The sequence below is a fragment of the Pseudomonas sp. PDM27 genome (assembly GCF_019219205.1).
Classification (GTDB): domain Bacteria; phylum Pseudomonadota; class Gammaproteobacteria; order Pseudomonadales; family Pseudomonadaceae; genus Aquipseudomonas; species Aquipseudomonas laurylsulfatiphila.
This window is the reverse complement of sequence record NZ_JAHUWF010000002.1, coordinates 488234-501331: the sequence shown is the minus strand read 5'-3', so window position 1 is coordinate 501331 and position 13098 is coordinate 488234. Positions and strand designations below refer to the sequence as shown.

The window sequence follows — 13098 nt, the reverse complement described above, 5'->3', positions numbered from 1 at the left end:
ACAAAAAAAGCCGCGTATCAAACGCGGCTTTTTCTTGGGCGTGTGGCTTACACGTTGAAGCGGAAGTGCATCACGTCGCCGTCCTTGACGATGTAATCCTTGCCTTCCAGGCGCCATTTACCGGCTTCCTTGGTACCGGCTTCGCCCTTGTACTGGATGAAGTCGTTGTAGGCGATCACTTCGGCGCGGATGAAGCCTTTCTCGAAGTCGGTGTGGATCACGCCAGCGGCTTGTGGTGCGGTGGCACCGACGCGCACGGTCCAGGCGCGGACTTCTTCGACACCGGCGGTGAAGTAGGTCTGCAGGTGCAGCATTTCGTAGCCGGCGCGGATCACGCGGTTCAGGCCAGGCTCTTCGAGGCCCAGGGCTTCGAGGAACATGTCTTTCTCTTCGCCGTCATCGAGCTCGGCGATTTCCGCTTCGATCTTGTTGCACACCGGTACAACCACGGCGCCTTCTTCTTCGGCGATGGCGCGGACCACGTCCAGGTGCGGGTTGTTGTCGAAACCGTCTTCAGCGACGTTGGCGATGTACATGACCGGCTTGGTGGTCAGCAGGTGGAAACCCTTGATCACCGCTTTTTCATCGGTGCCCATGTTCTTCATCAGGCTGCGCGCCGGCTTGCCTTCGGTGAAGTGAGCGATCAGTTGCTCCAGCAGGCCTTTCTGGACTACTGCGTCCTTGTCACCGCCTTTGGCGTTGCGCGCGACTTTCTGCAGTTGCTTCTCGCAGCTGTCGAGGTCGGCGAAGATCAGTTCCAGGTCGATGATTTCGATGTCGCGTTTCGGGTCGACGCTGTTGGAGACGTGAATCACGTTCTCGTCTTCGAAGCAGCGGACCACGTGGGCGATGGCATCGGTTTCACGGATGTTGGCCAAAAACTTGTTGCCCAGGCCTTCACCTTTCGACGCGCCGGCAACCAGGCCCGCGATGTCGACGAACTCCATGGTGGTCGGCAGGATGCGCTTTGGATTGACGATGGCCGCCAGGGCTTCCAGACGCGGATCCGGCATCGGCACGATACCGCTGTTCGGTTCGATGGTGCAGAAGGGGAAGTTCTCGGCCGCGATCCCGGATTTGGTCAGGGCGTTGAACAGGGTGGACTTGCCGACGTTAGGCAGACCGACGATGCCGCAATTGAATCCCATGGTGTTTTCCCCGAGGAGTGAGTCAGGCCTTCTGGCTGTGCAGGTTTTTCATCGCGCGGTTCCATTCCCCGGCGAGGATATCCGGCAGCACGCCGAGGGCAAAGTCGATGCTGGCATCGAGTTTTTCCTGTTCGGCGCGTGGCGCACGACCCAGGACGAAATTTGAAACCATACTGGCAACGCCCGGGTGGCCAATGCCAAGCCGCAAGCGATGAAAGGTATTCTGATTGCCCAGTTGCGCAATGATGTCGCGCAACCCGTTGTGACCGCCGTGGCCGCCGCCTACTTTGAGCTTGGCAACGCCCGGAGGCAGGTCGAGTTCGTCGTGCGCCACGAGGATTTCTTCAGGCTTGATGCGGAAGAAACCGGCGAGTGCCGCCACGGCCTGGCCGCTGCGGTTCATGTACGTGGTGGGAATCAGCAGACGAACATCCTGACCCTGGTGCGAATAGCGCCCGGTCAGGCCGAAATATTTGCGGTCCGCCACAAGGTTCACACCTTGTGCGTTCGCGATGCGCTCAACAAAAAGGGCCCCTGCGTTATGCCGGGTCTGTTCGTATTCAGCGCCTGGATTTCCCAGGCCAACGATCAGTTTGATGGCAGTCACGATAGGGGCCCTTCATTGGAGTGGTGGATAACATCGCCGCAATCAGGGAAAGCGGCGAAAGTGGACGAAAATTGCTCATTTACCATGATGTAAACTCCGCGTTCTCGCCCGCTTTCTCGCTATGCTCTAGTCCGCGATGTTTCCGGTCACTCCGGCGTACAGAGTAAAATTACTCTGCAGCGCCTTCTGCAGCTTCTGGAGCAACACGTGGAGCGTGGACGTTGGCAACAGCCTTGTCATCGCCGTGTGCCAGGGCCACGAACTCAACGCCTTTAGGCGCCTTGAGGTCCGACAGGTGAATGATCGAACCGATTTCAGCGTTAGCCAGGTCGACTTCGATGAACTCAGGCAGATCTTTCGGCAGGCAGGAAACTTCGATCTCGGCAACAACGTGCGAGATTTCGCCGCCTTTCTTGGTCGGTGCTTCTTCGTTGATGAAGTGCACTGGAACGATGGCGGTCAGTTTCTGGCCAGCGACTACGCGTACGAAGTCAGCGTGCATCACGTGGCCTTTGGCCGGGTGACGCTGCAGGGCTTTGATCACGACGTTCTGCTTGGTGCCACCAACGTTCAGCTCGATGATGTGGCTGTAAGCCGCTTCGTTTTCGAGCAGTTTGGCAACTTCTTTGGCCAGCATGCTGATGGATTCAGGGGCTTTGTCGCCACCGTAAACTACAGCTGGAACCAGGCTTGCGAGACGACGCAGGCGGCGGCTCGCACCTTTCCCCAGGTCGGAACGCACTTCAGCATTCAGAGTAAAATCGTTCATGTTGTATCTCCAAAATAACCACACTCGCCCCAGCGTTTGCGACCAGCGCTAAAGGCGATATGGGCAAAAAAGCCCCGCCCCGACAGGAATGCCGGGGCGGGGCGCTTTTCGTCAACGAGACATTTCGAGAAGGGCAGGGCCCTTAGCGGAACATCGCGCTGATCGATTCTTCATTGCTGATGCGGCGGACCGCCTCGGCAACTACCGGTGCGATATCCAGTTGGCGGATACGCGCACAGGCTTGTGCTGCAGCGGACAGCGGGATGGTGTTGGTCACCACCAGCTCGTCCAGCACGGAATTTTCAATGTTTTCGATCGCCCGACCCGACAGCACAGGGTGCGTGCAGTAGGCGAAAACCTTGGCAGCGCCATGCTCTTTCAGGGCCTTGGCCGCGTGGCACAGGGTGCCGGCGGTATCGACCATGTCATCGACCAGAATACAGGTACGCCCTTCGACATCACCGATGATATGCATCACTTCAGAGTGATTGGCTTTCTCACGGCGTTTGTCGATGATCCCGAGATCCACGCCCAGGGATTTGGCAACGGCACGTGCACGCACGACGCCACCAATGTCCGGGGACACGATCATCAGGTTTTCGAAGCGCTGATCTTCGATGTCATCCACCAGAACCGGGGAGCCGTAGATGTTATCTACCGGAATATCGAAGAAACCCTGGATTTGGTCAGCATGCAGATCAACCGTGAGAACACGGTCGATGCCGACTACGGTAAGCATGTCAGCCACGACTTTCGCGCTGATAGCCACACGTGCGGAACGCGGACGGCGATCCTGACGGGCATAACCAAAGTAAGGAATAACAGCAGTGATACGAGTAGCCGAGGAGCGGCGGAAGGCATCAGCCATCACTACCAGTTCCATCAGGTTATCGTTGGTCGGAGCGCAAGTCGGCTGAATAATGAAGACGTCTTTACCGCGGACGTTTTCATTGATCTCGGCTGTAATCTCGCCGTCGGAGAATTTACCGACAGAGATGTCACCGAGAGGGATATGCAGCTGACGTACGACACGCCGAGCCAGATCGGGGTTAGCGTTCCCCGTAAAGACCATCATCTTGGACACGCGCAGTACCTGAAGGCTGAGGGTAACCTGGATGAGTATAGGAAAATGGCAGGGGCGGCTGGATTCGAACCAACGCATGGCAGGATCAAAACCTGCTGCCTTACCGCTTGGCGACGCCCCTGTATCTGTTGCAACGATTACCCGGTAATCGGTTCCTTTAGAGCAGACTTTGAAGCTTGCGATGCAACATCGAAACGTTGCTTCCTTTTGCTACAAAACCTGTAAGGGTCTCTGTCAGAAGGGCCGAGACTTTATCAGCTTCAGCTTTGCTTGGGAAGCCCCCAAACACACAACTTCCAGTTCCGGTGAGTTTTGCTTCGGTAAATTTACCTAACAAATTCAAAGCGTTACGTACCTCTGGATAACGCCTTGTTACCACCGGCAAGCAGTCATTTCGACTGTTTCCCTTGGGAACGGGGCGCACTTTAATGGGAGGAGTGTTACGTGTCAACAACGGATCTGAAAAAATTTCTGCCGTACTTACAGAGACTTGCGGCACCAGCACCAGATACCACGGTTCTTCGGGGTCGACAGGGGTCAGTTTCTCCCCCACACCCTCGGCGAAAGCCGCATGACCACGAACGAAAACCGGGACGTCGGCGCCCAGCGTCAATCCCAGGCCAGCCAGGCGATCTTCATCCCAGCCCAATTGCCACAGGTGATTGAGGCCGAGCAACGTCGTTGCGGCATTCGAACTGCCGCCGCCAATGCCGCCGCCCATGGGCAGGATCTTTTCGATCCAGATATCGACGCCCAGCGAACAACCGGATTGCTCCTGGAGTTTTTTCGCGGCCTTGACGATCAGGTTGCTGTCGTGGGGTACGCCGGCGAATTCGGTGTGCAGTTGAATGACACCGTCATCGCGCAGGGCGTAGGTGATTTCGTCGCCGTAATCGAGAAACTGAAACATCGTTTGCAGTTCGTGGTAGCCGTCTTCGCGGCGACCGAGAATGTGCAGCATCAAATTGAGTTTGGCCGGGGACGGCAAAGTCAGGCGATTGGCTGGCATGTCATGACCCCAGTTTGCGTGGTTGCCAGGCCTTGATCACCAGGGTGACGTCAAGGTCGGTGCCATGCAGCTTGATGCGCTCGGGCAGCCAGTAGCCGTTTTGCTGGGTGTAGTCGGTGTATTCGACCTGCCAGCCATCCTGTTCGAGGTTGGCCAGGCGACTGTCGGTATCCAGGGTCAGGCGACTTTTGCTGTCCGGAGCCGGGAGCCCGCGTACCCACCAGGCCAGATTGGACACCGGCAGCTTCCAGCCCAGCTGCTCTTCGAGCAGCACTTCCGGGTTCGGCGCGTCGTAGCGTCCCTGGTTGGCGACTTCCAGCGACACCTTGCCCGGACGTCCGGTCAGGCGAGCCGCACCGCGGCCCAGTGGTCCGGACAGGCGAATGTCGTAGTAATCCTGGCGCTGCAACCAGAACAGCGTGCCGCTGCCCGAGTCTTTCGGCGCACGGATGCCGATCTTGCCGTCGATCTGCCAGCCATCGAGGCCGGTCAGTTGCTGTTTGTGCTCGCGCCATTGGGCGGCGTTGCCATGTCCCTCGACCGATTCGCGGGGACCAAGGCCTGCGCAACCGGCGATCAGGGCGATAAAGCTGAAAACGATGAAGTGGCGCAAAAACATAATCTTAAAGAGTCTCTGATCCGGTCAGGCGTTTGATGGTGCCACGCAGGGTCGGGCTGTCAGGCTGTTCCTTGAGGAATTTGCCCCAGACTTGTCGGGCTTCGCGCTGTTTGCCGTTGGCCCACAGGACTTCGCCCAGGTGAGCGGCGACTTCCTGGTCGGGGAAGCGTTCCAGGGCCTGGCGCAGCAGGCGCTCGGCTTCGTCGAGATTGCCCAGGCGATAATTCACCCAGCCAAGGCTGTCGAGTACCGCCGGATCTTCCGGACTGATCTGGTGTGCCTGCTCGATCAGGGCCTTGGCTTCGGCGTAGCGTGTGGTGCGGTCGGACAAGGTGTAGCCGAGGGCGTTCAACGCCATGGCATTGTCCGGGTCGCGCTTGATGATCGTGCGCAGGTCTTTTTCCATCTGCGCCAGGTCATTGCGTTTTTCCGCCTGCATGGCACGGGTGTAGAGCAGGTTCAAATCGTCCGGGTATTGCTCCAGGGCTTGATGCAGAACGCTCCAGGCCTTGTCGCCCTGATTGTTGGCGGACAGGGTTTCGGCTTCGATGAGGTACAGCTGGATCGCGTAATCCGGCTGCTCGTCGCGCTCTGCCGCCAGCTTTCTTTGCGCTTCGGCGGTCCTGCCGTTGTCTATCAGGATGTCGGCCTGACGCAATTGCGCCGGCAGGAAATCGTTGCCCGGGCCCACCTTGGCGTACTCGATCAATGCGCCTTGCGGGTCGTTTTGTTCTTCGGCTATGCGGCCGAGGTTCAGGTGCGCCGAGTCGACGTGGCTGTCCCGGGCGATCAGGTCTTCAAGATAACCCTTGGCCTCATTCCAGGCCTTGGCTTCCAGGCAGACCAGTGCCAGGGAATATCGCAGATCGTCGTCTTCCGGGTATTGCTGGACCAGGCTCGAGAACTCGGCCTTGGCGTCGTCCATGCGGTCCTGTTCAACCAGCATCCGCGCATAAGTCAGGCGCAGGCGCTTGTCGTCCGGGTATTTTTTGATGCTTTTCTGCAGCAGCGGCAAGGCCTCGTCACCGCGATCGAGGGTTTGCAGCAGGCGTGCGCGCAGCAGGATCGGGGCAATTTCGCCGTCGTCCGGCGGATTGTCTTCCAGCAGTTTCAGTGCGCCTTTGGTGTCGCCATCCTGTTGCATCAGCAGTGCCTTGCCGAAAATCAGCTGGCTGTTGTTCGGATGGCGCTGCAGCAAGCGGTCGAAGCTTTTCATCAGGCCGTTGCGCGTGTCCTGGTCGGTGTCGGCCGCCGACAGCGCCAGGAAGTCGAAATGAGTGTCGCCCTTGCCTTGCAGGACTTTCTCCATATAGACCATGGAGTCGTCATAACGCCCGGCGCGGGCCAGTTGCACGGCAGCGGCGCGTTGCGCTTCGAGGTCGTCGGGGGCGTTTTTCGCCCAGATCAGCGCGGTGTCCAGGGCAGCCTGGTCGGCGCCCAGGTATTCGGCGATACGAAATGCCCGCTCCGAGATGCCCGGATCCTGGGTGTTGATGGCCTGGGTCACATAGTTGTCCAAGGCAATGTCGAAACGATTGCGCTGGCCAGCCAGTTCGGCGCTCAACAGGCTGAAGACGGTTTCCTCGCTGAAGGAGCTGTAGACCTTCGGCTTTTCAGGGGCCGGGGTGCTGTCTTCAACCGGCGGCGTACCGTCCGACGAAACGGGTGCCAAGGCCTGGCAGCCGCTGAGGAAGACAAAAGCGAGGAGCAACGCGGAAGATCTATTCATATAGGAAGAGGACGACTAACCTGCGGTCGGATCATCATGACACAAGCTTTAGGCCAAACATAACCGGCCCGCCAATTTACCCAATCCCCGGACTTGCGCGATGCCCCTGTAGGCGCTGCCGCAGGCTGCGATCTTTTGATCTTGAAAAACAAAGTCAAAAGATCGCAGCCTGCGGCAGCTCCTACAGGTCGGGAACGAGAATGGCTCGCAAGCCGGGGCGTCCCATCGGCGCGATAGATATCGAGTAGTTGTTCTGACTCCGTCGAAGTAGGACAATTGCCGGCTTCACGTCACCATCAGCGACTTTGAATGGCCTTCCTTGCACTCGGTATTAACCACAAGACTGCTTCAGTAGACGTCCGCGAGCGCGTGGCTTTTACCCCTGAGCAGCTGGTTGAGGCCTTGCAGCAGCTCTGCCGACTCACCGACAGCCGCGAAGCTGCGATCCTCTCCACCTGCAATCGCAGTGAACTCTATATAGAACAGGATCACCTGTCGGCGGACGTCGTGCTGCGCTGGCTGGCCGAATATCATCATTTGAGCTACGACGAGCTGCGCGAAAGCGCCTATGTGCATGAAGATGATGCGGCAGTTCGTCACATGATGCGTGTGGCCTCCGGGCTCGACTCGCTGGTGTTGGGCGAGCCGCAGATTCTCGGCCAGATGAAGTCGGCCTATGCCGTGGCTCGCGAGGCGGGCACCATCGGGCCGTTGCTCGGTCGGCTGTTCCAGGCCACGTTCAACGCGGCCAAGCAGGTGCGCACCGACACGGCCATCGGCGAGAACCCGGTGTCGGTGGCATTTGCCGCGGTGAGCCTGGCCAAGCAGATTTTCAGTGACCTGCAACGCAGCCAGGCGTTGTTGATCGGCGCCGGCGAGACCATCACCCTGGTCGCCCGCCATCTGCATGATCTTGGGGTAAAGCGCATCGTGGTCGCCAACCGTACCCTGGAGCGCGCGAGCATCCTGGCCGAGCAGTTCGGCGCACATGCGGTGTTACTGTCGGATATTCCGGCAGAGCTGGTGCGCAGCGATATCGTCATCAGTTCCACCGCCAGCCAGTTGCCGATCCTGGGCAAGGGCGCAGTGGAAAGTGCCTTGAAACTGCGCAAGCACAAACCTATTTTCATGGTGGATATCGCCGTTCCCCGCGATATCGAACCCGAAGTCGGCGAGTTGGACGACGTTTACCTCTATAGCGTCGACGATCTTCACGAAGTGGTCGCCGAGAACCTCAAGAGCCGCCAGGGCGCTGCCCAGGCCGCCGAAGAGATGGTCTCGGTCGGCGCCGAAGATTTCATGGTCCGTCTGCGTGAATTGGCGGCGGTGGACGTGCTCAAGGCCTATCGTCAACAGAGCGAACGCCTGCGCGACGAAGAATTGCAAAAGGCCCAGCGCATGCTGGCCAACGGCAGCAGCGCCGAAGAGGTGCTGGTGCAACTGGCTCGCGGGCTGACCAACAAACTCTTGCACGCACCGAGCGTGCAGTTGAAAAAGCTCTCTGCCGAAGGTCGCCTGGACGCGCTGGCGATGGCCCAGGAACTCTTTGCCCTCGGTGAGGGCTCATCGGATAGCTTTTCGGATAAAAAACCGCAATGAAAGCGTCACTGCTCAATAAGCTGGATATTCTCCAGGACCGTTTCGAGGAATTGACCGCCCTGTTGGGCGACGGCGAGGTCATTTCCGATCAGAACAAATTCCGTACCTATTCCAAGGAGTACGCGGAAGTTGAACCGATAGTGGGCGCCTATAAAGAACTGCTGAAAGTGCAGGATGACCTCGAGGGCGCCCAGGCTCTGCTCAAGGACAGCGACCCGGACATGCGTGAAATGGCCGTGGAAGAAGTCCGCGAGGCCAAGGAGCGCCTGGTCACGCTCGAAGCCGACCTGCAACGCATGCTGCTGCCCAAGGATCCGAACGACGGGCGCAACGTGTTCCTCGAAATCCGTGCCGGCACCGGCGGCGACGAGGCGGCGATTTTCTCCGGCGATCTGTTCCGCATGTATTCGCGTTACGCCGAGCGTCGTGGCTGGCGGGTGGAAATTCTCTCGGAAAACGAGGGTGAACACGGCGGCTATAAAGAGGTGATTGCCCGGGTCGAGGGCGACAACGTCTACGGCAAGCTCAAGTTCGAATCCGGTGCGCACCGCGTGCAGCGGGTTCCGGCGACCGAATCCCAAGGCCGCATCCACACGTCGGCCTGCACCGTGGCGGTATTGCCCGAGCCGGACGAACAGGAAGCCATCGAGATCAACCCGGCCGACCTGCGCATCGATACCTATCGCTCCTCCGGCGCCGGTGGCCAGCACGTCAACAAGACCGATTCGGCGATCCGCATTACGCACTTGCCGTCCGGCATCGTGGTCGAGTGCCAGGAAGAGCGTTCGCAGCACAAGAACCGCGCCCGGGCGATGTCCTGGTTGTCGGCCAAGCTGAATGATCAGCAGACCTCCGCCGCGGCCAACGCCATCGCCAGCGAACGCAAGCTGCTGGTGGGTTCCGGTGATCGCTCAGAGCGCATCCGCACCTACAATTTTGCCCAGGGTCGGGTCACCGACCACCGGGTCAACCTGACCTTGTATTCCCTCGACGAGATCCTCGCCGGCGGCGTCGAGGCGGTAATCGAGCCGTTGCTGGCCGAGTATCAGGCCGATCAACTGGCGGCGATAGGTGAGTAAATGACGATCATCGCCAGTTTGTTGCGTGCCGCCGATCTGCCCGACTCGCCGACGGCGCGTCTGGATGCCGAATTGCTGCTGGCGGCGGCGTTGGGCAAGTCCCGCAGTTTCCTGCACACCTGGCCGGAACGTATCGTGCCGAGCGAAGCGGCGCTGACGTTCGCCGAGTATTTGCAGCGCCGCCGCAGCGGTGAGCCGGTGGCCTATATCCTAGGCCAGCAAGGTTTCTGGAAGCTGGACCTGGAAGTGGCACCGCACACGCTGATCCCGCGCCCGGACACCGAACTGCTGGTGGAGGCTGCGCTGGAATTGTTGCCGGCCACACCGGCCAAGGTGCTCGACCTCGGTACCGGCAGCGGCGCGATTGCCCTGGCGTTGGCCAGCGAGCGTCCGGCCTGGAGCGTCACGGCCGTGGATCGCGTGCTGGAAGCCGTCGCCCTGGCCGAACGCAATCGCCAGCGTCTGCACCTGAACAACGCCAAGGTGCTGAGCAGCCATTGGTTCAGTGCCCTGGAAGGTCAGCGTTTTCAGCTGATCATCAGCAATCCGCCCTACATTGCAGCGACCGATCCGCATCTGGTCGAGGGCGATGTGCGCTTTGAGCCGGCCAGTGCCCTGGTGGCCGGTGTCGACGGGCTCGACGATCTGCGTCTGATCGTCGCCCAGGCGCCGGATCATCTCGACGCAGGCGGCTGGCTGATGCTCGAACACGGTTACGATCAGGCCGAGGCGGTCCGCGACCTGCTGCTGACCCGCGGTTTTGAAGAAGTCCACAGCCGCACCGACCTGGGCGGTCATCAACGCATCAGTCTGGGGTGCCTGCCGTGCTGAATGATCAGGAGTTGCTGCGTTACAGTCGGCAGATTCTGCTGCAACACATCGATATCGACGGCCAGTTGCGGCTCAAGGACAGCCGCGTATTGATCGTCGGACTCGGCGGCCTTGGCGCGCCAGTGGCGCTGTATCTGGCGGCCGCCGGCATTGGCGAGATGCACCTGGCGGACTTCGACACGGTCGACCTGACCAACCTGCAACGCCAGATCATTCATGACACCGACAGCATCGGCATGGGCAAGGTCGATTCAGCGATCAAGCGCCTGACGGCGATCAATCCCGAGATCCGGTTGATTGCCCATCGCGCGGCGCTGGACGAAGACTCCCTGGCCGCCGTGGTGGCCGGGGTGGATCTGGTCCTCGATTGCTCGGACAATTTTTCCACCCGTGAAGCGGTCAATGCCGCGTGCGTGGCCGCCGGCAAGCCGCTGGTCAGCGGTGCGGCGATTCGCCTCGAAGGCCAACTGTCGGTGTTCGATCCGCGTCGGCCAGAGAGTCCGTGCTACCACTGTTTGTACGGGCACGGCAGCGAAGCCGAACTGACCTGCAGCGAGGCTGGCGTGGTCGGTCCACTGGTGGGACTGGTCGGCAGCCTGCAAGCGCTTGAAGCGCTGAAGTTGCTGGCCGGATTCGGCGAGCCACTGGTGGGGCGCCTGTTGCTGATCGATGCCTTGGGCACGCGTTTTCGCGAATTGCGGGTCAAGCGTGATCCGGGCTGTAGCGTCTGTGGGTCGAAACATGCGTGAAGCGCCGATTGGCGTGTTCGACTCCGGTGTCGGTGGGCTCTCGGTGCTGGCCGAGATCCAGCGCTTGCTGCCCAACGAGACGCTGATGTACGTCGCCGATTGCGGCAATGTGCCCTATGGCGAGAAAACCCCGGCATTTATCCAGCAGCGTTGCAGTGTGATGGCCGATTTCTTTCAGCAACAGGGCGCCAAGGCCCTGGTGCTGGCCTGCAACACGGCAACGGTGGCCGGCGTCGCCGACTTGCGTCGCGACTATCCCGAATGGCCCATCGTCGGCATGGAGCCGGCCGTCAAGCCGGCCGCCGCCGCAACCCGCTCCGGCGTGGTCGGGGTGCTGGCCACCACCGGCACCTTGCAGAGCGCCAAGTTCGCCGCGTTGCTCGACCGCTTCGCCACGGACGTGAAAGTGATCACCCAGCCCTGTCCGGGGCTGGTGGAGCTGATTGAAAACGGCGACCTGCATAGCGCCGAGCTGCGTCAGCTGTTGGCCGGTTATGTCGAGCCACTGCTGGCGGCTGGCGCGGACACCCTGATTCTCGGCTGCACCCATTACCCCTTTCTCAAGCCGATGCTCCGGCAGATGATCCCCGCGGACATCAGCCTGATCGATACCGGTGCCGCCGTCGCGCGGCAACTCCAGCGGCTTTTGGCCGAACGCGAGCTGCTCGCCGCCGGGCCTGCCCGTGAAGCGCAGTTCTGGACCAGCGCCGATCCGCTTCATTTCAGAAATATCTTGCCGATACTGTGGAATACCTCTGGCGTTGTGCGAAGCTTCAACCGGTAGAAGGCTGTCTGGGGGGAGTACGAAGAAATCGGGGTGAACTTCTGATAAATCGCTGACTTCTATAGTTTTGCTGGGCCAGGCAACAAAAAAATCATACGAAATCGTTCGGAAAAGGAAGTTTCTAGTGAAGCGACTATTCTGCTTGGCCGCGATTGCGGCCGCATTAATGGGGCACACCTTTACAGCGCAGGCGGCAGGTGTGGAGTTCGCGGTAGGTCAGACCAGCGATTCGACCATGACGTATCGACTGGGCATGCAATTCGATTGGGACCAGAGTTGGTGGCAGAGCGATGTGGGGCGTCTGACCGGTTACTGGGACGGCGCCTACACCTATTGGGAGGGTGACGAGAAATCCAGTAACCACAGTCTGTCGTTCTCGCCTGTGCTGGTTTATGAATTTTCCGGCCAGAACGTCAAACCCTACATCGAGTTCGGGGTTGGCGTGGCGGCGTTTGCCAGCACCGAAGTCGAAAGCAACGATCTGGGCAGCGCCTTCCAGTTTGAAGACCGCTTTGGATTCGGTTTGCGCTTTGCCGGCGGACATGAAGTCGGGGTTCGTGCGACGCACTATTCCAACGCCGGGATCGCGACTCCGAACGATGGTGTAGAGAGTTACGCATTGCATTACACGATGCCGTTGTAAGCATCAAGGTCCCATGTGGGAGCGAGCTTGCTCGCGATGACGGTGTATCAGCCAACATTGATGTTGAATTTGAAGCCGCTATCGCGAGCAAGCTCGCTCCCACAGGGGGCGCTTTGCTTTCAGTTCAGCGATACGCCGTCGAAATCCCCAGGCGTTCGTCGATGCACTCCGGTGCGCCCATCTCGAACTCCCGGCAGATCAGCGGACGTTTTTCGTAGATGGTGCACATCATCGTGTTGCGATCCAGTGCAGCACACCAGCCGTCGTCCAGACGCAGCATGACTTCCCCGCCCCAGTCATCGGTATCGATGAACCGTTCAGGCACACCCGTGTCGGTGATCAACATGACTTCGAGCTGGCAGCAGCAGGCTGCGCAGGTCGAGCACGTGACTGCGGGTTCCGCGATTTGCGTATGGGGGATGGTTTTCATGCCGCGCAGTGTAAGGCA

The 13098-nt window shown here is 59.8% G+C and carries 14 protein-coding genes and 1 tRNA gene; 6 read left to right on the top strand and 9 right to left on the bottom strand.

The features are described from left to right. Nucleotides 1–47 precede the first annotated feature (47 nt). The 8 genes from ychF to KW838_RS07650 all read right to left on the bottom strand — a co-directional run bounded on the left by ychF (nt 48) and on the right by KW838_RS07650 (nt 6965). Nucleotides 48–1148 (bottom strand): redox-regulated ATPase YchF, encoded by a 1101-nt coding sequence (gene ychF, locus KW838_RS07685; protein ID WP_095965583.1) that lies wholly within the window; start codon nt 1146–1148, stop codon nt 48–50. A 22-nt stretch (nt 1149–1170) separates the two neighbouring features. Then, nucleotides 1171–1755, bottom strand: a complete 585-nt coding sequence (gene pth / locus KW838_RS07680; protein WP_007973893.1) for an aminoacyl-tRNA hydrolase — start codon at nt 1753–1755, stop codon at nt 1171–1173. 169 nt (nt 1756–1924) lie between these two features. Then, nucleotides 1925–2524 (bottom strand): 50S ribosomal protein L25/general stress protein Ctc, encoded by a 600-nt coding sequence (locus KW838_RS07675; protein WP_007973891.1) that lies wholly within the window; start codon nt 2522–2524, stop codon nt 1925–1927. Between the two features lie 142 nt (nt 2525–2666). After that, complete coding sequence (locus KW838_RS07670; protein WP_003171603.1) at nt 2667–3608, bottom strand: ribose-phosphate pyrophosphokinase; 942 nt, start codon at nt 3606–3608, stop codon at nt 2667–2669. 46 nt (nt 3609–3654) lie between these two features. Next, nucleotides 3655–3729, bottom strand: a tRNA-Gln gene (locus tag KW838_RS07665). 36 nt (nt 3730–3765) lie between these two features. Beyond that, nucleotides 3766–4617, bottom strand: a complete 852-nt coding sequence (gene ispE / locus KW838_RS07660) for a 4-(cytidine 5'-diphospho)-2-C-methyl-D-erythritol kinase (RefSeq protein WP_102673422.1) — start codon at nt 4615–4617, stop codon at nt 3766–3768. A gap of 1 nt (nt 4618) precedes the next feature. Then, nucleotides 4619–5236, bottom strand: coding sequence for a lipoprotein insertase outer membrane protein LolB (gene lolB / locus KW838_RS07655; RefSeq protein ID WP_218500813.1), 618 nt, complete (start codon nt 5234–5236; stop codon nt 4619–4621). Between the two features lie 4 nt (nt 5237–5240). After that, nucleotides 5241–6965, bottom strand: a complete 1725-nt coding sequence (locus tag KW838_RS07650; RefSeq protein WP_218500812.1) for a tetratricopeptide repeat protein — start codon at nt 6963–6965, stop codon at nt 5241–5243. A gap of 309 nt (nt 6966–7274) precedes the next feature. Here KW838_RS07650 and hemA point away from each other — a divergent pair, with 309 nt between their 5' ends. The 6 genes from hemA to KW838_RS07620 all read left to right on the top strand — a co-directional run bounded on the left by hemA (nt 7275) and on the right by KW838_RS07620 (nt 12650). Further along, nucleotides 7275–8564 carry a glutamyl-tRNA reductase gene (gene hemA, locus KW838_RS07645; RefSeq protein WP_007973881.1) on the top strand — a complete coding sequence of 430 codons (1290 nt, stop codon included), beginning with the start codon at nt 7275–7277 and terminating at the stop codon, nt 8562–8564. Continuing rightward, the gene (gene prfA / locus KW838_RS07640; protein WP_007981853.1) at nt 8561–9643 is read left to right on the top strand and encodes a peptide chain release factor 1; all 1083 of its coding nucleotides are present in this window, start codon (nt 8561–8563) and stop codon (nt 9641–9643) included. Before hemA ends, prfA begins: the two co-directional genes overlap by 4 nt. Next, the gene (prmC, locus tag KW838_RS07635) at nt 9644–10474 is read left to right on the top strand and encodes a peptide chain release factor N(5)-glutamine methyltransferase (RefSeq protein WP_218500811.1); all 831 of its coding nucleotides are present in this window, start codon (nt 9644–9646) and stop codon (nt 10472–10474) included. After that, a complete protein-coding gene (locus tag KW838_RS07630; RefSeq protein WP_102701523.1) occupies nt 10468–11223 on the top strand; it encodes a molybdopterin-synthase adenylyltransferase MoeB in 756 nt (251 codons plus the stop codon). The genes prmC and KW838_RS07630 overlap by 7 nt, the downstream gene beginning before the upstream one ends. Continuing rightward, entirely contained in the window at nt 11216–12007 is a 792-nt protein-coding gene (gene murI, locus KW838_RS07625; RefSeq protein WP_218500810.1) for a glutamate racemase, read from the top strand. Before KW838_RS07630 ends, murI begins: the two co-directional genes overlap by 8 nt. 124 nt (nt 12008–12131) lie before the next feature. Continuing rightward, on the top strand, nt 12132–12650 hold the full coding sequence (locus tag KW838_RS07620; protein ID WP_102701525.1) for an acyloxyacyl hydrolase: 519 nt from the start codon (nt 12132–12134) through the stop codon (nt 12648–12650). Between the two features lie 124 nt (nt 12651–12774). Here KW838_RS07620 and KW838_RS07615 read toward each other — a convergent pair whose 3' ends face one another. Continuing rightward, on the bottom strand, nt 12775–13080 hold the full coding sequence (locus KW838_RS07615; RefSeq protein WP_015096814.1) for a YkgJ family cysteine cluster protein: 306 nt from the start codon (nt 13078–13080) through the stop codon (nt 12775–12777). Nucleotides 13081–13098 lie beyond the last annotated feature (18 nt).